Annotated in this window: 25 protein-coding genes; 19 read left to right on the top strand and 6 right to left on the bottom strand. The window is 46.2% G+C overall.

The window, feature by feature from the left end; genetic code table 11:
- Both K7P76_RS09110 and K7P76_RS09105 read left to right on the top strand, forming a co-directional pair.
- A partial coding sequence (locus K7P76_RS09110) for an RNA-guided endonuclease InsQ/TnpB family protein (protein WP_232184955.1) occupies positions 1 to 970 on the top strand: 970 nt, incomplete at its 5' end.
- A 354-nt stretch (positions 971 to 1,324) separates the two neighbouring features.
- Positions 1,325 to 2,212, top strand: a complete 888-nt coding sequence (locus tag K7P76_RS09105; protein WP_232184954.1) for a LysR family transcriptional regulator — start codon at positions 1,325 to 1,327, stop codon at positions 2,210 to 2,212.
- A gap of 59 nt (positions 2,213 to 2,271) precedes the next feature.
- Here the strand turns inward: K7P76_RS09105 and K7P76_RS09100 are convergent, their stop codons facing one another.
- The 4 genes from K7P76_RS09100 to K7P76_RS09085 all read right to left on the bottom strand — a co-directional run bounded on the left by K7P76_RS09100 (position 2,272) and on the right by K7P76_RS09085 (position 4,398).
- Positions 2,272 to 2,598 carry a DUF421 domain-containing protein gene (locus K7P76_RS09100; RefSeq protein ID WP_232184952.1) on the bottom strand — a complete coding sequence of 109 codons (327 nt, stop codon included), beginning with the start codon at positions 2,596 to 2,598 and terminating at the stop codon, positions 2,272 to 2,274.
- 7 nt (positions 2,599 to 2,605) lie between these two features.
- Positions 2,606 to 2,911: a DUF421 domain-containing protein gene (locus tag K7P76_RS09095; RefSeq protein WP_232184951.1), complete on the bottom strand. Its 306-nt coding sequence runs from the start codon at positions 2,909 to 2,911 to the stop codon at positions 2,606 to 2,608.
- A 227-nt stretch (positions 2,912 to 3,138) separates the two neighbouring features.
- Positions 3,139 to 3,528 (bottom strand): YmaF family protein, encoded by a 390-nt coding sequence (locus K7P76_RS09090; RefSeq protein ID WP_232184949.1) that lies wholly within the window; start codon positions 3,526 to 3,528, stop codon positions 3,139 to 3,141.
- A 453-nt stretch (positions 3,529 to 3,981) separates the two neighbouring features.
- Complete coding sequence (locus tag K7P76_RS09085; protein WP_232184947.1) at positions 3,982 to 4,398, bottom strand: VOC family protein; 417 nt, start codon at positions 4,396 to 4,398, stop codon at positions 3,982 to 3,984.
- A 385-nt stretch (positions 4,399 to 4,783) separates the two neighbouring features.
- On the opposite strand from K7P76_RS09085, the gene K7P76_RS09080 reads away from it, so the two are divergent.
- The 4 genes from K7P76_RS09080 to K7P76_RS09065 all read left to right on the top strand — a co-directional run bounded on the left by K7P76_RS09080 (position 4,784) and on the right by K7P76_RS09065 (position 8,352).
- Complete coding sequence (locus K7P76_RS09080; protein WP_232184945.1) at positions 4,784 to 5,110, top strand: ArsR/SmtB family transcription factor; 327 nt, start codon at positions 4,784 to 4,786, stop codon at positions 5,108 to 5,110.
- A 66-nt stretch (positions 5,111 to 5,176) separates the two neighbouring features.
- Positions 5,177 to 5,545 carry a DoxX family protein gene (locus K7P76_RS09075; RefSeq protein WP_232184943.1) on the top strand — a complete coding sequence of 123 codons (369 nt, stop codon included), beginning with the start codon at positions 5,177 to 5,179 and terminating at the stop codon, positions 5,543 to 5,545.
- A gap of 20 nt (positions 5,546 to 5,565) precedes the next feature.
- A complete protein-coding gene (locus K7P76_RS09070; protein ID WP_232184942.1) occupies positions 5,566 to 5,964 on the top strand; it encodes an SRPBCC family protein in 399 nt (132 codons plus the stop codon).
- Between the two features lie 141 nt (positions 5,965 to 6,105).
- Positions 6,106 to 8,352, top strand: coding sequence for an ATP-binding cassette domain-containing protein (locus K7P76_RS09065; RefSeq protein ID WP_232184941.1), 2,247 nt, complete (start codon positions 6,106 to 6,108; stop codon positions 8,350 to 8,352).
- A 146-nt stretch (positions 8,353 to 8,498) separates the two neighbouring features.
- Here the strand turns inward: K7P76_RS09065 and K7P76_RS09060 are convergent, their stop codons facing one another.
- Positions 8,499 to 8,870 (bottom strand): iron chaperone, encoded by a 372-nt coding sequence (locus tag K7P76_RS09060; RefSeq protein ID WP_232184940.1) that lies wholly within the window; start codon positions 8,868 to 8,870, stop codon positions 8,499 to 8,501.
- Between the two features lie 340 nt (positions 8,871 to 9,210).
- Between K7P76_RS09060 and K7P76_RS09055 the strand changes: the two genes are divergently transcribed.
- Positions 9,211 to 9,804 carry a YdeI/OmpD-associated family protein gene (locus K7P76_RS09055; protein WP_232184939.1) on the top strand — a complete coding sequence of 198 codons (594 nt, stop codon included), beginning with the start codon at positions 9,211 to 9,213 and terminating at the stop codon, positions 9,802 to 9,804.
- 350 nt (positions 9,805 to 10,154) lie between these two features.
- Here K7P76_RS09055 and K7P76_RS09050 read toward each other — a convergent pair whose 3' ends face one another.
- Positions 10,155 to 10,568 (bottom strand): DUF6220 domain-containing protein, encoded by a 414-nt coding sequence (locus K7P76_RS09050; RefSeq protein WP_232184938.1) that lies wholly within the window; start codon positions 10,566 to 10,568, stop codon positions 10,155 to 10,157.
- A 166-nt stretch (positions 10,569 to 10,734) separates the two neighbouring features.
- Between K7P76_RS09050 and K7P76_RS09045 the strand changes: the two genes are divergently transcribed.
- From K7P76_RS09045 to K7P76_RS08990, 12 genes are all read left to right on the top strand, one after another.
- Positions 10,735 to 11,421 carry a response regulator transcription factor gene (locus K7P76_RS09045; RefSeq protein ID WP_232184937.1) on the top strand — a complete coding sequence of 229 codons (687 nt, stop codon included), beginning with the start codon at positions 10,735 to 10,737 and terminating at the stop codon, positions 11,419 to 11,421.
- Positions 11,418 to 12,779 (top strand): sensor histidine kinase, encoded by a 1,362-nt coding sequence (locus K7P76_RS09040; protein WP_232184936.1) that lies wholly within the window; start codon positions 11,418 to 11,420, stop codon positions 12,777 to 12,779. Before K7P76_RS09045 ends, K7P76_RS09040 begins: the two co-directional genes overlap by 4 nt.
- 162 nt (positions 12,780 to 12,941) lie before the next feature.
- A complete protein-coding gene (locus K7P76_RS09035; RefSeq protein WP_232184934.1) occupies positions 12,942 to 13,286 on the top strand; it encodes an ArsR/SmtB family transcription factor in 345 nt (114 codons plus the stop codon).
- Between the two features lie 11 nt (positions 13,287 to 13,297).
- The gene (locus tag K7P76_RS09030; protein WP_232184932.1) at positions 13,298 to 13,813 is read left to right on the top strand and encodes an SRPBCC domain-containing protein; all 516 of its coding nucleotides are present in this window, start codon (positions 13,298 to 13,300) and stop codon (positions 13,811 to 13,813) included.
- Positions 13,814 to 13,888: 75 nt separating this feature from the next.
- Entirely contained in the window at positions 13,889 to 14,269 is a 381-nt protein-coding gene (locus K7P76_RS09025; RefSeq protein ID WP_232184930.1) for a VOC family protein, read from the top strand.
- A gap of 307 nt (positions 14,270 to 14,576) precedes the next feature.
- Positions 14,577 to 15,392: a DUF2935 domain-containing protein gene (locus K7P76_RS09020; protein WP_232184928.1), complete on the top strand. Its 816-nt coding sequence runs from the start codon at positions 14,577 to 14,579 to the stop codon at positions 15,390 to 15,392.
- Positions 15,393 to 15,846: 454 nt separating this feature from the next.
- Complete coding sequence (locus K7P76_RS09015; RefSeq protein WP_232184977.1) at positions 15,847 to 16,494, top strand: L,D-transpeptidase family protein; 648 nt, start codon at positions 15,847 to 15,849, stop codon at positions 16,492 to 16,494.
- A 95-nt stretch (positions 16,495 to 16,589) separates the two neighbouring features.
- Positions 16,590 to 16,943: a hypothetical protein gene (locus K7P76_RS09010; protein ID WP_232184926.1), complete on the top strand. Its 354-nt coding sequence runs from the start codon at positions 16,590 to 16,592 to the stop codon at positions 16,941 to 16,943.
- 302 nt (positions 16,944 to 17,245) lie between these two features.
- Complete coding sequence (locus tag K7P76_RS09005) at positions 17,246 to 19,009, top strand: Rieske (2Fe-2S) protein (RefSeq protein ID WP_232184924.1); 1,764 nt, start codon at positions 17,246 to 17,248, stop codon at positions 19,007 to 19,009.
- A 408-nt stretch (positions 19,010 to 19,417) separates the two neighbouring features.
- The gene (locus K7P76_RS09000; RefSeq protein WP_232184923.1) at positions 19,418 to 19,930 is read left to right on the top strand and encodes a DUF421 domain-containing protein; all 513 of its coding nucleotides are present in this window, start codon (positions 19,418 to 19,420) and stop codon (positions 19,928 to 19,930) included.
- A 499-nt stretch (positions 19,931 to 20,429) separates the two neighbouring features.
- The gene (locus tag K7P76_RS08995; RefSeq protein ID WP_232184922.1) at positions 20,430 to 21,563 is read left to right on the top strand and encodes a glycosyltransferase family 4 protein; all 1,134 of its coding nucleotides are present in this window, start codon (positions 20,430 to 20,432) and stop codon (positions 21,561 to 21,563) included.
- On the top strand, positions 21,560 to 22,558 hold the full coding sequence (locus K7P76_RS08990; protein ID WP_232184921.1) for a phosphotransferase: 999 nt from the start codon (positions 21,560 to 21,562) through the stop codon (positions 22,556 to 22,558). Before K7P76_RS08995 ends, K7P76_RS08990 begins: the two co-directional genes overlap by 4 nt.
- Positions 22,559 to 22,874: the final 316 nt, after the last annotated feature.

The raw sequence follows: 22,874 nt of genomic DNA, 5'->3' as shown, positions 1-22,874 counted from the left end.
ATCTGTTCAAGCGGTGTGCCACAAATATCTGTTTGCCAGAGACAGCGCGAAACAAGCCAAAAACCAAGGTTTGGCTAATAAATACCCGTACAAGAACAAAAAACACTTCAACACGAAATGGGTAGACCAATCTTTCAAAATAGAGGGCAACACCCTAACCTTAAGTTTGGGTATTCAGAACGGTAAGCGCCTGCAGCCGATCAGAATCACCGTTCCAGACTTGCCTGATTCAGACATCAAGGAAATTGAGCTTGTATTTGACCGAAAACTCATGGTTTCGATGAGCTATGATGACGGAAGATCGGTTTCAGTAAACCAAGGCAGTGAGGTCGCAGGCGTTGATCTGGGTGAAATCCACTCCATCGCGGCGACGACCACCGCAAACAAGTCGATCATAATCACGGGAAGAAAGGCAAGAAGCATCCACAGACTCCGAAACAAGAAGCTGGCCGAGCTTCAGAAGCAGATGAGCAAATGCAAAAAAGGCAGTCGGCAGTGGAAAAAGTACAATAGAGCTAAGACGTACATGCTCAGTAAAAGCGAGCGCCAGTTGAATGATGTCATCCACAAAACAACAAAGCAATTCGCAGAGTGGTGTAAGGAAAATGAGGTAAAAGAAGTGGTTGTCGGCGAAGTGGAAGGCGTACAGCGCAACACGAAAAAGAAGAAAAGAAAGACTGTTACGCAAAAGTTGTCCAATTGGAGTTTTGGCAAAATTCAGAAGCAGCTGGCATACAAGCTTGAAGAACAGGGAACAAGCGTGAGAACGATAGATGAGAGCTATACCAGTCAACAATGTCCTTGTTGCGGTAGAAGAAAAAAGACTTCTACAAGAAATTACAAATGTTCGTGCGGCTATAAAGAACACCGGGATATTCACGGCAGCAAAGGCATATTGTCCAAGCACCTGCATGGAGATATCCGATATTTGGGCGAAACGCAAACGATAAAGTATCTACGGATCGCTTAGCGAGAAGTAGTAGATGGTGAGTTCCCACCCACTTGCAAAAGTGTTGCTTACTGAACCCTACCGTTAGATTTCCGCTGCCAGCAGCGAAAGCAAGTAGCCAACCTATTTGCTTGCAGAAAGTACCGGTATGGCTGGTAAGAAACCCCTACTTCTTAGCGAAGCGTAAGTAGGGGAGGTTCATTGGGTTCAATAGTACCCCCAGTCCAACGGAAATCATCAACCACCTTCTGCGAGCATCCATTTTTTTGTCCCCCTAAAACGTATTGATGTCATCGTAATTGAAATCAGTTATTTATTCCAACGCATTTCATGTTATGATTTCATTGACTTGAGGGAATGAATGGAGGCTGCGTAGTGGAACTTCTTCAACTGCAATATTTTCTCACGGTAGCTCGTTTGGAACATGTGACCGAAGCTGCACGAAGTCTGCACGTTACTCAATCGTCGCTAAGCAAAACGATTCAACGCCTGGAGGAGGATCTAGGGGTCCCTCTATTCGATCGAACAGGGAGGAAGCTACGATTGAATGAGTTCGGAAGCAGATTCTTTCACCGTGCAGAAAGGGCGTTGTTTGAATTGGAACAGGGGAAGCAGGAGATTAGCGATCTGTCCAGCCCGGAACATGGCACAATAGAATTGGCGGTGACCACCGCAAGCACGTTGCCTAATATCCTTCGAGAGTTTCGGAAAGAGCGGCCCCATATCCAATTTCATGTGCAAATGCTGACTACGCAGGAAATGGTTACGCTTCTTCATAGAGGAGAGGTCGATTTCTGCTTGTCCTCACCTCCGATACAAGGGGATGACATAGAATGCCAAATCGTGTTCATCGACCCGATCCTTGTAGCTGTTTCAAAGGGGCATCGGCTGGCAGACAGAAGCAGCGTATCCTTGACAGAACTAAGAGATGAATGGTTTGTCGGTGTAAAGAGAGGCTACGGTACTCGCGATCTAGCGGACTCTATATGCAAATCGGCTGGATTTGTACCTAAATATGTATGTGAGGGAAATGAGCCTACCAGGCTAAGCGCTCTTGTGGAAGCCGGAATTGGCATAGCCTTCATACCAAGCACGGTAAGGAATTCACGGGAACATATCTCATATCTCCAAGTAGAGGACCACGAATTGGTGCGGGAGATCGCTTTATTATGGCACAGGAGTCGGTACATTTCGCGGGCTGCTCTGGAATTCCGGGAGGTAGTTGTTGAATATTTTCGGGGGATTTCCAAACAGACAATTTAATCATGCTTGAGGACCCAACTGAACGATTCATTTTCGATTCAAAGATTTTGGGCTTTACCTTATTGCTTTTTATCCAAGAAAAGACTTCCATCACTTTGCAGTTCGGCAAAAAACACCTCTTGGACAGACTGCATTCCGTAGGATTTGATGCGTTCTTCAAGCCATTCGCGATTCAAATGCAGTTCCTTTAGATTCCTCTTTACGATTTTGCCGTCAACAATTAGTTCGCTCGGAAGATACAACCGCTCTTGAACGGGTATTTGCATATCCTTTTTTGTTGGATTTTCCTCTTCTTGTTTCTTTAATACACTTAATTTTCCATTTGGTTCTAAAATCGCATAGTCGACTTCCTGAATAGAAAACACATTTTTATCCCTAAGAAGCATACTTAAATCATCCATTTAATTTGCTTAGTGCCATGGCTTTTCGTTGAATTTTTCCATTTTTGATGACGATTGCCGGCTCCCCGTCGAATAAAACTCTAATCATCGGTGATTTAAGGCTTAGTTGCTCTATGATGATCGTAAGTAGCGCCCACATTGTCATGGCAGTGATACCTGCAACTACTTTAATTTCTTTATTTAAAACCGTTTCACCCGCAATGTTTCCGAGAGCAATTCCCGTAATATATGTAAAAAGTTCTGAGGGAGTATTGCCAAACAGTATCCATAATTCATCTCCATATATAAAAAGCTGCAAATTTCAAATATATGATGTAGGTTGTCCCCATGGAGGAAGATCATTCATTAAATGTCGCTTGAGTTAAGAACAGCGGATTTTATTAAAGAAAAAATGAAGAAGCTGGACTCCTAGGCTAATTAATTCTTGTTGATTAAATTCTCTTATTTCAAATTATAGATAATTTTATAAGGACGTACCCGGAAAAGTTTTGGTGTACGTCCTTCATGGAGCAAAAGAGATAAACTTTACCCGCTACTAACCTCATTGCCAGTTCTCCCACGGTAGGCATGCGAATGAGGATGGCAGCCGTTAATTGTCGTATACCCCTCAAATAAATGATAGTGCCCGCCACTAGGAAGATCAATCGCCGGACCGGTAGTTCCTTGAATCAGGTGGGTATGCCCTTGATCATAAGAAGTAAATGTATGGTATTCATGCACATGAGGCACTCCCGTAGGTGCAGAGGCAGTCCAACTCTCATACTCGTGGGAGTGTCCGTCATTAATGGAGGTCACACCGGAAAAAGCATGAACATGGACAGGGTTGCCATTCCAAGATGTTATATATAGCTTGTGTGAATGATCAGAATTGCCATCTCCAGAATCCATCACGAATCCAGTGACAGGAATTTTCATATTGGACTCCTTTCTGTAAATGAGTAAAATATGGGATTAGTTTATGGAGGAAGATACTTGTCTGGAAACGGTTAAAGCCTATAAGATTCAAAAAAAAAGTCAATAACCGTCAAAGCGGTGCTGAGCATCTGCCGGTTAGGGATCATTTTATATTCTTTTTATCAGAATACGATAGGGAAGGAGCATGCTAGTCGGAAGGGGATGGGAGCAAAACGACTATCATTTGTGTTTCCATTGATGATAATGTTGCGATCATCCATGGGGTGTTTGGGGAAGCGATGATTTAATTATCAAAAAACAACTTAACTACAGAGGGAGTAGATAGGCAGAGGAGCATTTACCAATTATGGCGTAACGTGGAGAACCCCGAGGGATTGCATATTGCAGGTATAAGCGCCGTAAAAGGCTAAGCGAAACAATCGCTTAGCCTCTTAAACATAGGCAGGTACTATCTTACGCCTGAGAAAAAGCGCTCATGTCCATATAGGCAATTTCCCAAAGATGACCGTTCAGGTCCTCGAAGCTTCTGACGTACATGAAGCCATGGTCCGCCGGTTCTTTGGACTGCTTGCCTCCCGCTGACAACGCCTTGTCCGCCAGTTCGTCCACATGCTCCCTGCTGTCGGCGGAGAGCGCGATAATCCCTGTAGCAGCGCTGGCGACATCGGCTACCGGCTTGTTGATGAACGTCTGGAAATACGACTCCGTGAGCAGCATAACGAACGTATTGTCGTTGATCACCATGCAGGCCGATTTATCGTCGGAGAACTGTGGGTTGAACTCGAAACCGATGCTGCTGAAAAATTCCTTCGTCCGGTTCAAATCTTTCACCGGCAAGTTTAGGTACGTATGGGTCGATTTGTAAGCCATGCTTGGGTCACCTCATCCTATTTTTTGAGTGCAGTCGCGCGCGTCTCAACTGTACGGTTTTAATATACCTGTTATGGAATATTCTTGTCAATGCATATTTAATTTTTTTTTCGTCAGGGTGACCGCTTTCTGCTCAAAGATGTGCTTAAAATAGGTGAGACAAGATGCGTTGAAACGGGTCAGCGTACTGACATATGGATTACTGTTCAAAAGTAATAGAAATGTAGTCCTCATGATTTGTGGTCTCTTGAAATAGGATTCCCCCTAGGGAGGTTGACACGACACCAAATGGTGACCTATAATTAAAGCAACACTAATTGGTGTCCAATTAGGAGTTAGTCATTGGAAGGTTGTCCCTTTGTAATAATATTTAGGAGAGGGTGTTGTGAGCGAAAACAACCAGATCCGGGATGCGTTTGACGCGATCGCAGATCCAACTAGGCGCCGACTGATTCGTCTGTTAGCAGAGGCAGAGGAGATACCGCTTCATGAATTAACGGCACAGTTTCAAATGGGTCGTACAGCGGTTTCCAAGCATTTGACCATCCTTAAAGAGGCCGGACTGGTACTTGACCGCAAAGTCGGCAGAGAAACGCGATTTAGGCTAAACGCCTCTCCACTCAGAGAAATTCAAGATTGGGTAGCCTTCTACAGCAAGTTTTGGAGTACGAATATGTTGCGCTTGAACCAACTATTAGAGGAAGAAGAATGAGTCATTATCCTTGGATAACTTACGCTGATTCGATCCCTCCATAACATCAACCTGGCGGTGAATTCCATGCATATCGTTGCTATCGTGATTCAAAGTTGGCTGCTCGTCTGGATGTCCTTTCAAGCCGTAAGCAAAATCGCAGGGGCGAAAATTCAGGTCGAACTGTTTGAAACGATCCGACTGCCCCAGTGGTTCCGCATCGTCACCGGCGTCATCCAATTGATCGGCTGTGCAGGACTGGTCATCGGGTACTGGTATCCGGGGATGGCCGCATGGGCCGGCGTTTGGCTCGGAATTACAATGGTGTTTGCAATCCTTTCGCATTTTCGGGTCAAAGAACCCGTTGCCAAAGCGATTCCGGCCATCGTTACTTTTGCGCTCGCTGTCGTGGTTCTCATCCTGTTTGCAGATGAAATGCCGAATCCTTTGGCCTAACTATTAGAGGAGGAAGAAGAATGAGTTTGACTTTAACTTTGGATTTTCAGTACACGACATCGATCGAGAAGCTTTGGTCCGCCTTGACCGATTCAAACAAACTTGCCAAGTGGGTCATGGAAAATGATTTTAAGCCTGTCGTAGGACGCCGTTTTCAGTTTCGCAAGGAGCCGACCGAATGGTGGGATGGCATTGTAGAAGGCGAAGTGCTTATCGTGGACCCGCCAAACCGGTTGTCCTATACCTGGGGCAGCGGAGGGGAGAAACACACGGTCGTCTGGACGCTGCAGGATTTAGGGGACGGAAAGGTAAACCTTCATCTCGAGCAAACCGGAATCTCTAATTCTCAAGCACTCGGTGGCGCCAAGTATGGCTGGAGTGAAATGCTCGGCAATCTTGAAAAGGTGTTGGAACAATAACCGAATTTCTAAAACAGATCACTTCATGGTATCTATTGACCATCAAGCGATCTGTTTTTCCACGTATGCCGATTGTTTCTGATTTCGAACTGGAAGTACCACATCATTCATCCGTTTAATACGAGTAATGGAGGATCTCTTATGACCCAAGAATATATAGAAATCCGCAGCGCCCGGGAAAACAACCTTAAAAATGTATCTTTGCGCATACCCAAGCGCAAAATCACCATTTTTACCGGGGTATCCGGATCCGGCAAGTCATCGATCGTCTTCGATACGATCGCCGCGGAATCCACGAGATTGCTGAACGAGAACTTCAGCATGTTCGTGCGCAATTTCCTGCCTCGCGTTCCGCAACCGGATGCGGATGCGATCGAGAACCTGAGCATGGCCGTTATCGTGGATCAGAAACGTTTGGGCGGCGGTTCCCATTCCACGATGGGTACGATTACCGATATTTCCCCCATTCTCCGTCTTCTTTTTTCTCGAGTGGGACGGCCCTATGTCGGACCGGTGAACCTATTCTCGTTCAACGATCCGCAAGGCATGTGTCCCGAGTGCAACGGGCTCGGCCGCAGGTTGGGCGTCGACATGAGCAAGGCGCTGGACATGTCGAAGTCCTTAAATGAAGGGGCTATCCTGCTGCCTGGCTATACGGTGAACGGCTGGGAATGGAACATGATCGTGCAGTCGGGTTCCTTCGAACTCGACAAGAAGCTGAGCGATTATTCGGATGAGGATCTCGAGCAACTGCTGTACGCCAAGGCGAGGAAAGTGGAGATGGATTTCGCCGGGAAGGCAATGAATATAACGGTGGAAGGCGTCATCGAGAAGTTTACCAACAAGTACATCAAGCAGGATGTGAAGACGAAGTCCGACCGTACGCAACAAGCCGTTGCGCCTTACTTGACCGAAGGTCCCTGTTCCAGTTGCCGCGGCGCGAGACTCAGTCAGGCAGCGCTCGGCTGCAAGATCAACGGACTCAACATCGCGGAGCTCTCCTCCATGGAGGTCGGACAGCTCATTCGCGTCGTTCGGGAGATCGACGATCCCGCTGCCGCACCGGTCGTTAAATCGCTGACGGAGCGGTTGCAGCATCTGGTGGATATCGGACTGGACTACTTGACGCTTGACCGCGAGACGGATACATTATCCGGCGGCGAGTCGCAGCGCGTCAAAATGGTAAAGCACCTGAGCGGCAGTCTAGTGGATGTCACGTTCATCTTCGATGAGCCCAGCGTTGGCTTGCACCCCCGCGATGTCCATCGGTTAAATGAATTGCTTCAGAAGCTGCGAGACAAGGGGAATACCGTGATTGTCGTCGAGCATGATCCCGACGTGATCAAGTTGGCGGATCATATCGTCGACGTCGGACCTCACGCCGGCAGCCACGGCGGTACCATCGTATTCGAAGGAAGCTTCCAAGGCTTGCTGGAGTCAGGTACGCTGACAGGCAACCATATGAAGCGGCCGCTCCAGGTGAAGCACGATTGCAGGAAACCTTCCGGCAAGATGTCCATCAAGGATGCCTCGCTGCACAACCTGCGGAATGTGAGCGTAGATATTCCGACCGGCGTGTTGACCGTCGTTACGGGTGTCGCCGGCTCGGGCAAGAGTACGCTGATTAACGAAGTATTCCTCGGCCAGCATCCGGATGCGATCGTCATCGACCAATCGGCGGTAGGCGTGTCCACGCGTTCGAATCCCGCGACCTACACAGGCATAATGGACGATGTGCGCAAGGCGTTCGCTTCCGCGAACAAGGTCAACCAAGGCTTGTTCAGCTTCAACTCGAAGGGGGCTTGCGAGAACTGCCAAGGGCAAGGCGTCGTCTCTATCGACCTTTCTTTCCTAGACAGCGTGGAGCTGCCGTGCGAAGTATGCGGAGGCAGACGGTTCAAGGAAGAGGTGCTTGCCTACAAGCTGAACGGCAAATCCATCGTGGACGTGCTGGAGATGACCGTGGAGCAGGCATTGGATTTTTTCCAGCTCAAAGAGGTTGTTCGCAAGCTTCAGTCGATGAGCGACGTGGGGCTGAACTATATTACGCTCGGCCAGCCGCTCAGTACGCTGTCGGGCGGCGAATGCCAGCGCATCAAACTGGCAAGCGAACTGCATAAGAAGGGCAGCATCTACGTAATGGACGAGCCGACGACCGGCCTGCATATGTCGGATATCGGCCACCTTGTGGAGATCATGAACCGCCTCGTGGATACCGGCAATACGGTTATCGTCATCGAGCACAATCTCGAAGTGATCAGCCAAGCGGACTGGATCATCGATATGGGACCGGACGGAGGCAGCAAAGGCGGCCAGGTGGTGTTCGAGGGCACAACGGCTCAGATCATTCATGCGGAGCAGTCGATCACGGGAAAATACTTGATGTAATGTATCAAATCACCAAATGGTGTCCAATTAAAGGTCAACAATAGATACTTTGAATAATTGAAAAACGACTGAACGAAAACAATCATTCCATAATGGAATGATTGTTTGTTTGGTTGCGCTGCGCTGATGTTTCACCCAACCCTTTTTTATTTTCGCCAAAAAGTCGAACAGTCTGCCTTATCCCAAATATTGAACTCGATCATTTTCTCAAGTAACGAGAAATCAACCGGACTATCCCACGGGATACGTACCAACTCCTTGCTGTGTTCATAACCAGCATGTACGATTTCATCGGAAAAATGAATCATACCTGCTCGTTCAGGGGCAACAGCCAAATGATGTTTGGCTACGCTAAAGCCAATAATGTAGGTGCCATGATCGGTAAACATAGGCTGATTCCACGCCATTTTTGGCATTAAATTTGGAAATTTCTTAGATACCCAACCCAAAATCTCTTCCGTTCGGTCCCGATGTTGCGGGTTATCGATTCGCGCTAAATATTCTTTAAAAACTTCCATGTTGTTCCCTCCTTGTATGGATGATGTCATTCAGAGAAGCCGTGGGCAGAGTTATGTTTATGATATCAGGAGGTTCCGGCTCAAACAACCTTAATGAATTCAGAAGTCATCTACTGGCTGGATAAGTAAACAGCTGTTTATTTATTACCGTCCACGAATTGGGTCACAGTGGAGAAGGAGAACCCTATTGCGGAAAAACAAATTTCAAATCAAGCGAGAAGCGACTTAGCGTGCTGAGGATCTGGCCGAGCGTAATATAGTTCAGCCCACCAGCTTAGGGTAGCTGACGGCCGTAGAATGAATCCCAAAGTTAGTGAAAATTGAAGAGAGGTGTACCTTGATGATAAAGGGTGAAAGGAATCCTAAGATTGATCCATTTTTTAGCAAGGCTAAAAAGTGGAAAGAAGAATTCGAGCTATTGAGAAATATCGTTCTTGACTGCGAGTTGACCGAAGAGTTTAAGTGGATGCATCCTTGTTACACGTTTCAAGATAAAAACATCGTTTTAATCCATGGATTTAAAGAATACTGCGCGCTTCTATTTCACAAAGGTGCCTTGTTAAAAGATCCCCATGGGATCCTCATCCAACAAACGGAGAATGTGCAGGCGGCACGCCAGATTCGGTTCACCCATGTTCAAGAAATAGACGAGATGCAGATGATCTTGAAAACTTATATTGATGAAGCCATTGAAGTTGAAAAAGCCGGTTTGCAAGTGGACTTTAAAAAGAATACGGAATACATCGTTCCTGAAGAATTACAAAATAAATTCGTTGAAATCCCTGACTTGAAAACGGCTTTCGAAGCATTGACGCCGGGACGGCAAAGAGCGTACATTCTTCATTTTTCCGCACCAAAACAATCCAAAACCAGAGAGTCAAGGGTTGAAAAATATTTGCCGTATATTCTCAATGGAAAGGGATTAGATGATTAAGACGCTCCAAATGAAGTCCGCGTAATCCGCGGACTTTTTTCAATGGCAGGATGTATTGCATCTGAATAGCCGTTTTCACCATGTCTGCGATAACCAAAGCATCCATTTTAATACTTGCTCTCTTCGGTCATTGTCTTTGGACAAATATAAAGAAAACAAGGATATCGAACATTCCATATAGAACAATTACAATTTTTCGAAACCTATGAGTTCGATTCTCATAGTCATGCGCAACCAGATGCAGCGATACTCCAGACGCGATTAGGAATAGAAAGACCAATAGATAATCGTTTAGATTAGGGTGGCATCTTTTCCTCCATAAAAGTTGAAGATTATGATCGAAATTCAATTCAAACGCTTTGCTCCGCATATACTTGCTGTTTTGCTTTAATGAGGGCATCAGTCTTCCGTGCGATAGACATAGTTCCCCAAAACAACATCAGCGCGATTACCGGGTGAAGAGCCGATAAATATCCCATTTCAGACGATAAATTGGCGCTGACACCCATTAAGATAAGCATGCCAATCAAACCTGCACTTTTCAGACGAAGGGAGACCGGCAGCCGAGCGATGAAAGAAGTGACGAGCATCAGGATCGGTGGAATCATCAAGATTCTGGAAAAGCCCGTATGACTTGCCCATTGCTCTGAATTCCAAAACAATGCGAGGCCGGCGAGAAACACTTGGATCAAAATGCAAACTGTAAATATCCATGCAAGCCATTTAAAGACGATACTTGCTTTGTTTATTAATAGATTATTCATCTTTGAATCCTCTCTTTCGTTTGATAATCTCCCGAGCTCAACTAAAGAGTAGCAAGCTAATGTTGAGAATTTGTGGAGAACCTATCCTTTTTTCATGGTGATTCAGTTTTTGTTTAAAAACAAAGCTATAATACGAGTTAAAACAGAGGAAAGAAGCAGGATAAATATGGAAACAACTTTACTTCTGGTGGAAGATGAAGTGAAAATGCTTGAGGCTATGGCTGCATTTTTACAAAATGAAGGATTTCGGATTGTGAGCGCTACAAGCGGTAAAGATGCTCTCATTGTGGCTAAAGCGGAGAATCCGGCTTTGGTCGTTTTAGACTGGATGCTTCCGGGAATGAGCGGAATTGAAGTTTGCCGCGAACTTCGAAGCATGGGGTCATATGGAATTATTATGTTGACGGCAAAAAAGGAGGAAATGGATAAAATCATCGGTTTGGAAATCGGGGCGGACGATTACATGACAAAGCCATGCAGCTTGAGAGAGTTAGCAGCGAGAATTCGTTCCGTTTTACGCCGCTTACAGGGTAAATCCGAAGAACATCAGACGATTCAAAGGGGAGACTTGACGATTATCGAATCGAAGTGCCAAGTCATGAAAGAGGGCGAAGAAATCATTTTAACTCCTACCGAATTCAAATTACTGGTTACTTTGTCCGCCAAACCCGGTATTGTATTCAGTCGGCTTCAACTGATGAAAGCGGTCATGGAAGATGATTTCATCAACTACGAGCGCACGATCGATTCCCACATCAGCAACTTGCGGAAAAAGATCGAGAACGATCCGGCGATCCCGAAATATATTCAAACCCTGTTCGGATTCGGTTATCGATTCGGTGACAAGTTATGAACGTTCGGTGGTGCATCGGGGATAAATTGTTTGGCGCGATGGCGGTTCTGGTACTTTTTGTCACTTTGGCTTACTATGGGGCAATCCAAGGATACTTAGAAAGCCGTTTTGAACGTTACTTCAAAGAAAAAACGACAGAGTCGTTTGAAATTTACTATAAGGAGCATAAAAATTCATGGGTAGGCATAGAGGAAATGAAAATTTCAGACGGATTGGAGCAGAGAAATCCTGATCATCTCACGATCGCTCTATTGTCTCCTGATGGCAACATCTTGTTTTTTAGAGGGTCGGGCGATCCTCAATCGTTGATACATCAGGGAAAACGGAATAAAGTCATGGTAAACGGAACAACTGTCGGCACGGTCTATGTCGATAGGTGGGAATCCACCGAAGATTATTTATTAAAGAAGTATGTTCTGGACTCCATGCGCACCAAAGGTGTTATGGTACCGGTCTTAACCGGGATCATTGCACTGCTTCTTGGCTTATGGTTAACCAAGAAATTAACACGGCCCCTGGAACGTCTCATCCCCGCCATACAAAAAATGGCAGCTGGAGAGCTTCACATTCGCATTCCCGTGACAACAAGAGATGAATTCGGGAAAGTAACGGAAGCGCTAAATCATATGGCGCAGCAGTTGTTGCGCGCAGAAGAGGTGCGAAAACATTTGACTGCCAATGTAGCGCACGAGTTAAGGACGCCGCTTTCAATTATTCAATACCAAATGGAAATTATACAGGAGGGAAGGCGGGACATTCCTCCGGAAACCTTGTTGCCAATGCAGGATGAAGTGATCCGTTTGTCCAAGCTTGTCGACGATCTCCACCAGTTAACGCTGGCCGAAGCAGGGAAATTGCAGCTGGATCGAACCCCGACCGATCTTATTCCTCTTTTGGAGCGGATCATCGATATGTTAAAACCGGAAGCAGAGGAACGGCAAATCGAGATTGTCCGTTCGTACCCAGCAGAACAGTTGATTGCGTTTGTCGATCCTAACCGGATCACTCAGGTATTCTATAACTTGTTTTTCAACGCCCTACGGTATACCTCGTCCGGTGGAAATATTTCGATCCGAATTTCGAACAGATATCATGAAGGGTCGCGATTTGCGGCCGTCTCGATCGCGGACACCGGAGTCGGTATCGCGGAGGAGCAGCTTCCCTATTTGTTCGACCGTTTTTATCGCGTTGAAGAGTCGCGTTCCCGTCATACGGGAGGCATGGGTCTGGGACTTGCAATTGCAAAAGAATTTGTCGAGTCTCATCGAGGTTTTATTACGGTAAATAGTGAGGTTGATCAAGGGACTATATTTACCGTGTATTTGCCTTTGCATAGTGGGAGCGATTTTACCGCGTAGATGAAGCCCGTAGCCGCCACACGGGCGGAATGAGGCTCGGTTAAAATATTCCTTGACAGGAATATTCGTTATTTGGTATATTCGAGTCATCAAGAAGTTGACCACTGTGATGAAGGAGATGAGAGATGATACGAGCGACCATCCTTTAACGAGGTGAGCGGCATGTCAGGGAAAAATCCGGGCATGGACATGACGACGCTGAGCGCTTTGGCCGAGCCGAATCGGAGGGATATCGTCGAACTCTTGTGCGGCGGTCCCCTGACCGTGGGGGAAATCGCGGACCGTCTCGGGCTTCGCCAGCCCCAAGCCTCGAAGCATTTGAAGGTGCTTAGTGACAACGGGATTGTGGAAGTGATGGCCGAGGCAAACCGCCGGATTTATAAGCTCCGGCCTGAGCCCTTCCAAGCGCTGGATTCTTGGCTGAAGTCCTTCCGGCACGTTATGGAAGGCAGAATCGACAATCTGGAAGACTACTTGCGGGAACTTCAAAACCAAAAAAAATCCTAGGAGAAATTACAATGGCAAACAACGCAATGGTTTCTAGGGTAGAGAACGAACGTGTGTTGGTGCTGGAGCGCGTTTTCGACGCGCCACGCGATCTTGTGTTCACGATGTTCAAAGAGCCTGAGCATCTCAAACATTGGTGGGGACCGAGAGGCTGGGATCTTCCGGTCTGTAACATGGATTTCCGGCCGGGCGGCGTTTGGCACTACTGCATGAAATGCGTCGATCAGAACCAAGGTGAATTATACGGCATTGAATCTTGGGGCAAAGGCGTGTACAAGGAAATTGTCGAGCCGGAGAAGATCATCTACACCGATTACTTCACGGACGCCGAAGGGAATGAGAACGACACCATGCCGTCGGCCGAGATCACGATGGAATTTATTGATCTGGGCGGCAAGACGAAGTTGGTCAGCCGTTCCGAATATGTGTCCGCGGAAACCCTCAAGAGCGTCATGGATATGGGTGTGCTGAATGGCGTCACTCAAACTTGGGATCGCTTGGAAGAGCGCCTGAACGCGGTCAAGTAAGGAATGACGGAGACGGCCATCTGGCTTGGAGAGCCTGAGTTTGGTCAGTACTCAATACAAAGGAGAGTAAAAACGATGATTAGTAAACTTGGTCAAGTTATGTTGTATGTCAATAACCAGGATACCGCACGGGATTTTTGGACAGAAAAAGTAGGATTTCAGGTCATCGCCGAGGAAGATAACGGTCAAGGAATGAGATGGATTGAAGTTGCTCCCAAGGGTGCAGCAACAAGCATCGTTCTCCAAAATAAGGAATTCGTCGCTAAAATGGAGCCTGAAATGAATCTCGGCACACCCTCTTTAATGTTTTTCACGGATAATGTCGATCAATTGCATGCCGACTTATCCAATAAAAATGTCAAAGTCGGAGAAATTGTAAGTATGCCTTCCGGGGAAAAAGTATTTAACTTTGCAGACGATGAAGAAAATTACTTTGCCGTAATGGAAAAAAAGTAAATGGCTAATGGTTATAGGCGTATAGGCGGCTGGGCCTGAAATAGCCCAACATCATAAAACAGGTCACTTAATGGGATTTATTGCCCATCAAGTGATCTGTTTTTACTCGTATGGTTGTGTATGTATATGATAAAAAAAGACTGATGGAGTAAAAAAAGCTTGACATAGCGGGCTTTATTTTAATTCAGATTCCGGTCTTTGATTAAGTCAGGAGAACGAGTTAGATTGTTTCACTGAGTTGATGCATATAACCAAGCACTCCTCACATACGGTAGTTGGAGAAAAGATTTCAAGGGAGGAGCTGCCGTTGGCGGATGAATTTGTATCCCGATCATTGGAAGAAGTAAGATTTTGGTCTAGGATCATGAAAGAACATTCATTGTTTCTAAGATTGGGATTTCGATGTGAAGACACGCAATTGATTAACGAGGCTAATCAATTTTATTCTATATTTGAAGCGATCGAGAATAGAGCGAATAACTATGCAGTTGGAACAGACCCAAACGTAATCAGAAGGTTTAATGAAGAAGTTCATCATGCAGTATCTTATATTTGGGTATTCAAGAGAAAAGTACTTGGATTGATACTGACATGTCAGCTTCCCGGTGCCAACAATTTCCCCTTGTTAGTGGATCATGTGAGCAGGGAAGCCAACTATTTCAGAAATCGGTTGACGGAATTAAATCAGGGCAGACTTGAACCGCTTCCCGACGCCATAATTGATGAGAATGTATTCTTCCTGAGAATCATGGCCGATCATGCCAAGTTTATTAGCCATTTACTTGATCCATCCGAACGAAAACTCGTTGAACAGGCGAATAATTTTAGTCATGAATTCGACCAATTATTATTTCAAGCTAAAGACTTGGAGTCTATGCGTCCTCAATCGCAAACACTACCGCTTCTTGATCAATTTCTGGACCAGAATCGCGTATCAGTCAAATCGCTTCGTGACTTTAAGAAGACAGCTCGCGATCTAATAGAAGCTTGCCGGATTAAGAGCATAATTCATCCTTTATTAGCGGATCATGTATTCCGAGAAGCTGAACATTTCTTGTTTATAATTGATATGTTTGAGAATAGTCTCACAGGAAAACCTGTGCAGGCAATTCATCACATGTAAGTTCGATTCAATCCCGCGTAATTTGCGGGTTTCTTTGTTATCTATGCAAGACATGATCCTACATAAACCATTTTCTAAGTAGGTCAGCTTTGTTAGCATTATCGTGTTGACAGCCATCATTTATGCAGTTGGTTAGTTATGAAAAGCCCGCAGTTAAGCGGGCTTTTCATTTTTCAATATTACTTCCTATAAGATCAGCTTATGGAGCTCCAATGTTGTCCGACCACGGCTAAAGCCCATACTTAAACATGCGAATTTTTGGTTATCATAAGTAAACCCATTCGCCCGGTTGCGTGAGGACTTTCATGATCCCTTCCAATATTGATAAGGAATAAAAAACTGTGTTAAATACAAACTTAATAAGTTCCGAATGAATACAGGAAAAAGGGGGGATACGACAGTGATGCGAAATCTACATCTAAATTCTCTTCGAATCGTTGCGTGTGTGTTGCTTATGACGTCGTTAGGCAGCTCGTCAAATTCGACTGCTTATGCCGAGCCATCGCTGCCAATTGTAGCCGATCAAGGGATTTTTTCGCTCGAAGTATATCCTCGCGATCACCAACTTATCGTGCGACTGCAAGGCAAAAAAATAAAGACGTATCCCGTTGCCGTCGGGAATCCGTCCACTCCTACTCCTGTCGGTGAATATAAAGTAGTGTACAAAGGAAAGAACTGGGGGCCATCCTTTGGTCCGCGATGGTTGGGGCTAAACGTGCCTTGGGGAAATTACGGGATTCACGGTACCAATAAGCCTTACTCGATTGGACAACACTTAAGCCATGGTTGCATCCGGATGAACAACAGGGACGTGGTGGAGTTATTCGACCTGATCCCGATTGGAACTAAGGTATCGATATACGGGCATATATTAGGAGGTCCCAGTCGTAATCCCAGGGATTTGGCGGAAGGAGACGTCGGGGGCGACGTGCAATTGATCCAATCCCGGCTACAGAGTGCCGGGTACTATAACGGCCCATGCGACGGTAAATTCCTCTCGAGTACGACCCACGCTCTGAAAAAATTCCAACGTGACACTGGCCTGACGCAAAACGGCGTGGTCTCGATAGCGGTTTATGAACAGTTGGGAATATTAGAATAACCTTCAATCTGACAGAAGCCAATGCGCCCAAACAAGTCACATCTCCACTACATTTGCTTATTAGGTGAATGACTATGTTGGAGGAGGAAATATGCATGTTCTATTCAACGCCATGGACATCAGATCCACGGTTTCAACCTTATATTTATCCAATAAACGTTATCTATCCAGGAAATCAACCGATCCCATTCCAAGATACTGCATGTATCAGTAAAGCAGAAGAAGAGTTAAACCAATTGTTTCGATTACTATGGGAACAACATGTTGCTTGGACGAGGATGCTCATCATAAGCATTGCAGCCAGTTTGCCCGATGAATCACTTGTTACTGAACGTCTCCTACGAAATCCACCCGATATGGCCGAGGTGTTTAAACGTTTCTACGGGAATGAGATTGCTGCACGTTTCAGCAGTTTAACGGAATCCGAAAGAAGTCCTCTTCCTCTATAGGGAGGGGATGAATTTCGGATTGCCGTTAAATGCAACCTGTCATGGATAAAAGGGCGGTTACCCTGTACGTCCTTTTATCTACCCATCTTAGTTAGGTACCCCCCAAAAAACATAGTCCCATAACTACTAATTACATTTTCACTTAACATACATAAAAATTGAAAAAGTATATAAAGGTATGTTACGCTAAAAAAAATTAGTTGAGGATAAACGATGACTATATTTGTAACGGGAGCAACTGGTAAAAGATATTTTCCAACTAGGGAGTGCAACTTGAAAGAATAAAGGAGGAGGCTCTATCGATGAGTGTCAGTTTAAACTGGATTTCAGCAGGTAATTTGGAAGCGCTTAAACAAGAGGGTGCAAAGGTTATACGAGGCGGTATCGCTGTTTTTTATCATGAAGACCAAGTATACGCGGTGGACAACCGCTGCCCGCATTTAGGCTTTCCGCTCCATATGGGGAGCTTGTGCGAAGGGATTTTGACGTGCCATTGGCATCATGCCCGGTTTGACGTCTGCAGCGGGGGTACGCTTGATCCGTGGGCGGACGATGTTCCGTCGTATGAAGTGAGGGTCGACGGCGGCGAAGTTTGGGTAAATCCGGTTTCCAGAAGAGCGGAAGGTATAGAAAAATATAAGCATAGACTGAAAGAAGGACTCGAGCAAAATATCGGCATCGTCATCGCGAAAGCGGTCGTCGGACTGATCGAAGCGGGAGTGCCGGAGCAGGACATCGCCCGCATTGGCATTGAATTCGGCACGACATATGGAACGGGCTGGAACGCCGGACTTACGATTCTGACCGCGATGGCGCAAAGCGTCGACAAGCTGGACAAGAACGGCAAAATACTCGCCTTGTACCAAGGCCTTGTCCATGTCGCTCGAGGCAGCTCGGGCAGAGGAACCCGTCACTTGCTGTCGGCGTTGCCGTCGGCGGAAGTGCCGTTCAATCGGTTGACCGAGTGGTATCGCAGCTGCATAGAGGTGCGGGATACGCAGGGCGCTGAGAAAGTGCTGATAACGGCCATTTTGAAAGGCATTGACACGAAGCGGCTGTCGGAAATGATGCTTGTCGCCGCAACAGATCACTTTTACTTGGACGGCGGGCATGTGTTCGATTTCCACAGCAAAGCTTTTGAAGCGCTGGAGTGGGCGGAGGTGTCGCAAAAAGAGCGGATTTTAACTTCGCTCGTGCCGATGATGGCTCGTCCGACACGGAGCGAGGAGTTGCACCAGTGGCAGGCGCCGCTGAACCTCGTAGAGCCGATCAAGCAAGCGGTCACCGGGCTGGAGCAGAATGCGGCGCAGGCGAAACTCGCCGGTGGGTCAAGGGATGCGAGGCTATCTGCTGATACGGAAGAGCAATTGCTGCAGCAGCTACTGAGCGATACGCCGGAGCAGACGATCGCTTTGCTGCGCGACCTGCTCATGGCTGGAACGGCTCCGGCGCAATTGGCGCAGCTCGTTGCTTTGGCGGCCGCGGAACGGATCGTTCGTTTCCATACGCAGAACGATTTCGGCGATTGGATTGCAGTGCTCCATACGTTCACTTATGCTCACGCCGTGCATGAAAGGCTGCTGCAATCGGATGAGCCGCTGCTGCAGCGGGCGATTTTTCACGGAGCCGTCAGCGTATATCTTGACCGTTTCTTAAACGTGCCGACAGCCGCGCGTCCGAAGCCGTCCGGCTCCGCCGCGCCGACCAACCATCAGGAACTGCTCGATTTGCTCGATCTGCGCCAGCAGATCGGACCGGCCGCGCAATGGGTGATAGACTACATTCATGGCGGTGGTGAGCCGGGAGCGCTGCTTAACACGCTTGGCCATGCGCTGTTGCGGGAGGATGCGGAATTCCATTCTTTCCAAATGTATGAGGCCGCAGTGGCTGAATACGACCGCTGGCATGCGGTAGCAGGCCCATTTGCCGAGAAGGCCAAAGAAACGATGCTGCTCGCCTGCACTCGATATTTGGCGGCACACGCGCCAACCGCACGCGAGCTCCCGCATACAGCTAAAATTGCCCAGAGGCTGCATAAAGGCGAACGGTTGTTTGAAGAAGAATAGCAGATGGTCACGCCAGCTGGATCGTAGGAGCGTTTCGGCTGGTTCCTTTTTTATCGAAGCGGAAGTAAGCCAAATTTATCATTGAAAACCTAAAACCGTCGGGGATGTCATCTTTAATTTTTGGGATTGAAGATAATTAAAGCATTAGCTAATGGATATAGCACAACAACAGCAGGCTACCGGTCGAAGATCGGCAGCCTGTTTAGCTAACCGAGGCTGCCGCGGGAAGGCGAGCAGCTTCCATCCTGACCAAGGATTTTATCGACAGGTAGGAGCCGATAATTATTAAGACAAAGTCGCCTGGCTTATGGATAAAACAACATCTCCATAGCAAGAATAGTGGGAAAACGTGAATTTTTCGTAAATCTTCAACTCTCAACACGAAGACGAAGGGGCCCTGGTCACATCTTGAACGAATCCCTAGAAATTATAATAAGAACGATCCTTTCTTATTTATGGCTATGGTTGTACACGAAATTGATCGGCATGCGCCTGATTGCGCAGAGCTCGTACCACTTGTTCGTCCTTACGATGATGATTGGGACGATCGGCGGTAATATGGCATTCAATCTCAAGATCAGTTTGATGAATTTCATCTTGAGCTTGTTCGTCATCAGTGTAATCGGGTATGCGCTGATGAGAATATCGTTGTACAGCAAGAAGGCCGACGCGGCTATTTCCGGAGAGCCGATCGTGATTATTAAGGACGGCGTACTGTTGCAGGAGGAGATGAAGAAGTACAAATACTCGATGGAAGCATTAAAGCAAGGCTTGAGAGGGAAGGGAATTTTCGAACTCGAGCAGGTCGAGTTCGCGGTACTGGAGCTGAACGGAACGCTGTCGATTCTCAAGAAACGGAAATACCGAAGTGTCACTTTGCAAGATCTTAAAAGTATAACGAGGAAGAAAAGTGTTCCTTAGAAGCAGCTGAGTCCTTCGCGTCCATGGCTGCCGCTGGCTCTATAGTTTGGGTCAGTCCAATTCTTTTTTACGAAGTCTGACTGTTTAGTGAATCAAAAAGCCGGGCGGGATCACCGCACCAGGTCTAATATTTTATTTTTCTTTGTCGGTTGACAAAAATATTGTCCGATTCCCGATTGAGGCCAAGAATGTGTACCGATTGCCGAGCAGACTGATCTCCGAATATTCAAAGGTTATGATCTCCCGAATGCATTAAAATACGTCCGATTAGGGTTTAGGCGACGGACAGCGGTCCAGTGCAATTTCAAGCCTGAATACATACACTATTCCGAATAGAGCTCCGGTTATCCCGAAGATTACGAAAACATGGGGCCAAAGTCGGAATTGCAGCGGAGAAAGGGCTGTTTACCCAGTCATTCAGCAAAGCAGGGATCGCGCTTCATAATAACCGGCTCAACCCGGTGAAGTGCACTAAGCCATAACCAAAAGGAGGGTATGAATGAACAAAAAGAGCAAGCTTAAGGTATGGGTCATGTCTTACGAGTTCCAACCCAATATAGTAGGGGGGTTGGGGATCGCCGCTACTCACTTAACGAGAGCTCTGAGCAAGACTGGTGTACAAGTCACAGTGCTTTGCTCGGGTAAATCCAATCGATTGTCAGTATCTAATCCGAACGTCAATCTGCGTATTCTTCGATTCCCCCGAAATTCACGGTATTATAACCATTCCCAAAAATCATTCAAGGCATCTTCCGTTATGCGTGCTGTTTCTTCGATGGGCTACATTCCACCGGATATCGTTCATGTGCATAGCACGGAATTTGCGGATACGGCCAAAAAGGCAAGAGTGCAGTTCTTGTCCCCAATCGTCTATTCATGCCATTCTCTCGCATCGCAAGGTATCAACTCGCCATCTGGGAAAAACCAAACGAAATTGTTTCGAATTGCAAAAAAAATCATCGTTCCCAGCAACTGGCAGATTGGAGCCATTAAAAAACGTTATCCACTAATGGTTATTAGTTCAGCGGCTGTGATCCCTCATGGTGTTAAACCAATATCCAAGAAGAAAAAGGGTACCCCGAATAATTTACTCTACGTTGGCAGATTAATTCCTTCTAAAGGACTCGAGCCTTTAATTAGGGCCATTGCGTTGTTATCTAGAAATCATAGTCGTGGTCATTTGACGATCGTTGGAAGTGGCAAACCGAGCTATCAAAGAAAACTTAAAACACTAGCAAGGAAAGTTGGCGTGACAAAACGAATTCGCTGGGTTAATAGAAAGCCGTATGGTACTGTGCAACGGATGTACGCTTCTTACGGAGCTGTTATCATTCCAAGCAAGACCGAAACGTTCTGTTTGGTTGCGCTGGAAGCAATGGCAAACGAGGTACCTCTTATTTCTACATTGTCGGGTGGGTTAAAGGAATTTGTGAACAAACAAAATGCTCAAATCATACGCGCTGTCGATAGTGCGAGTATAGCCCAGGCCATCAAAGCGTTCTGGAGCAATCCTACCGTGTCAAGGAAACGAATAACCAATGCTCGATCAACTGCCGCCCGATTTAGATGGCCTGCTATCGCTAAAAAATATAAGTCATTGTTCGGGGAATTAAAAAAGGGGAGCAAAGCATGAGTGGATCTATGATTAACCATATTGCAAAACGTTTTGGGATTAAGATAAGCAGGCAGAAGAAAATTCGAGGCGGCATATGTCAGGTTGTCACATCAAATGGGAAGACGTTCAGTTTGAAGCGGATGCAAAAGCAAGTAGGAAGATTAAGGTGGATCGACCGAGTCTTGCTCAGGATCCGGCGAAATGGATCGCTTCTAGCATGGCGCAACCCCAATACCCTAGAGGGGCGCAAACCATATGTAACTTCCCGGAAAGGAGAGCATTATGTCTTAACACCCTGGATATCGGGGAGGAAACCATCTCCACGTTCATTATCTGATATGCGAGCGTGCGGCATCGCCTTGGCACGCTTTCATAAAGCCGGGCGTGCCGGACTAAAGGGGAAGATCGCTTATAGTGGAATTGGATCATGGTACTCCACATTAAGAAATAGGGAGGAATATATTAAAAACAAAATTGTTAAAGCAAGAAGAAATGGTTTTAGTCTACCGATTAGCCGGTTTATCAAGCAACACGGATCTGAGATCTTGCGTTACTCGAACCAGGCGAAATCAATGCTACGAGGCAGCGGATATCACACATACTTTCGAAGTCCTCGAAAGACCGGCGTTCTGTGTCATGGAGACGGAGGACCGAGCAACTTTATTATAAATGACAAAGGTACTTACCTTATCGACTTCGAGACTGTTCATGTAGACCTGCGATCCTACGATTTATACCGGGTCATTTATAATTCATGCAAAGATTATGAATGGAACTTTTCGATCGCATCAGCTATTCTGGATGGTTACCGTCAGGTTTCGAAGCTTCACAAGAACGATTTCAAGCTTATGCGTGTGTGGTTACGATTTCCATTCACGACATATTTGGTATTTGCCCCCTTCAAGAGATTTCCGTTTACAAAAAGTTGGTTACAATGGGCACTTGAATCCGAAAGAAAAATTGGTCCATTTTTGAAGAAGCTTGACGATTATTCTGCTAAGAATTGTTCCTAATAATGAGCAAACCATCTTGTGGTACAAGTAATGTCAGAACAAGCACTTTCTATTTGAAATATAAATTCGCAGCGAGTAAGTTGCGCCCCAGCGGTTTTTTCATTCTAAGGATGCAAGTTCTTGTCCTTTTGCCAGGTCAAGAACTTGCATCCTTTCACATAATATGCGATACCTAAACTGGTAAAAAAGCAATAACAAGCACGAAGAAGAAGAATGGCTTGAAAAGTGCTAACATTCTCAGAAAATGATAAATTCCTTGTTGTTTTATCATAAATAGTTGAATAGGCGGGCTATTGGGGCATTTCCTTTCTCATTG

It is taken from the genome of Cohnella silvisoli (assembly GCF_021190915.1).
Lineage (GTDB): Bacteria > Bacillota > Bacilli > Paenibacillales > Paenibacillaceae > Cohnella > Cohnella silvisoli.
The sequence above is the reverse complement of the archived record's forward strand: the minus strand, read 5'-3'. Positions and strand labels throughout refer to the sequence as shown.

Bases quoted from the DNA above. Each gene is read 5' to 3' on its own strand.
- K7P76_RS09100 (WP_232184952.1), bottom strand. From the start codon at position 2,598: ATGCTTCTTAGGGATAAAAATGTGTTTTCTATTCAGGAAGTCGACTAT.
- K7P76_RS09090 (WP_232184949.1), bottom strand. From the start codon at position 3,528: ATGAAAATTCCTGTCACTGGATTCGTGATGGATTCTGGAGATGGCAAT.
- K7P76_RS09085 (WP_232184947.1), bottom strand. From the start codon at position 4,398: ATGGCTTACAAATCGACCCATACGTACCTAAACTTGCCGGTGAAAGAT.
- K7P76_RS09075 (WP_232184943.1), top strand. From the start codon at position 5,177: ATGCATATCGTTGCTATCGTGATTCAAAGTTGGCTGCTCGTCTGGATG.
- K7P76_RS09070 (WP_232184942.1), top strand. From the start codon at position 5,566: ATGAGTTTGACTTTAACTTTGGATTTTCAGTACACGACATCGATCGAG.
- K7P76_RS09065 (WP_232184941.1), top strand. From the start codon at position 6,106: ATGACCCAAGAATATATAGAAATCCGCAGCGCCCGGGAAAACAACCTT.
- K7P76_RS09060 (WP_232184940.1), bottom strand. From the start codon at position 8,870: ATGGAAGTTTTTAAAGAATATTTAGCGCGAATCGATAACCCGCAACAT.
- K7P76_RS09055 (WP_232184939.1), top strand. From the start codon at position 9,211: ATGATAAAGGGTGAAAGGAATCCTAAGATTGATCCATTTTTTAGCAAG.
- K7P76_RS09050 (WP_232184938.1), bottom strand. From the start codon at position 10,568: ATGAATAATCTATTAATAAACAAAGCAAGTATCGTCTTTAAATGGCTT.
- K7P76_RS09045 (WP_232184937.1), top strand. From the start codon at position 10,735: ATGGAAACAACTTTACTTCTGGTGGAAGATGAAGTGAAAATGCTTGAG.
- K7P76_RS09040 (WP_232184936.1), top strand. From the start codon at position 11,418: ATGAACGTTCGGTGGTGCATCGGGGATAAATTGTTTGGCGCGATGGCG.
- K7P76_RS09035 (WP_232184934.1), top strand. From the start codon at position 12,942: ATGTCAGGGAAAAATCCGGGCATGGACATGACGACGCTGAGCGCTTTG.
- K7P76_RS09030 (WP_232184932.1), top strand. From the start codon at position 13,298: ATGGCAAACAACGCAATGGTTTCTAGGGTAGAGAACGAACGTGTGTTG.
- K7P76_RS09025 (WP_232184930.1), top strand. From the start codon at position 13,889: ATGATTAGTAAACTTGGTCAAGTTATGTTGTATGTCAATAACCAGGAT.
- K7P76_RS09015 (WP_232184977.1), top strand. From the start codon at position 15,847: ATGACGTCGTTAGGCAGCTCGTCAAATTCGACTGCTTATGCCGAGCCA.
- K7P76_RS09010 (WP_232184926.1), top strand. From the start codon at position 16,590: ATGTTCTATTCAACGCCATGGACATCAGATCCACGGTTTCAACCTTAT.
- K7P76_RS09005 (WP_232184924.1), top strand. From the start codon at position 17,246: ATGAGTGTCAGTTTAAACTGGATTTCAGCAGGTAATTTGGAAGCGCTT.
- K7P76_RS08995 (WP_232184922.1), top strand. From the start codon at position 20,430: ATGAACAAAAAGAGCAAGCTTAAGGTATGGGTCATGTCTTACGAGTTC.
- K7P76_RS08990 (WP_232184921.1), top strand. From the start codon at position 21,560: ATGAGTGGATCTATGATTAACCATATTGCAAAACGTTTTGGGATTAAG.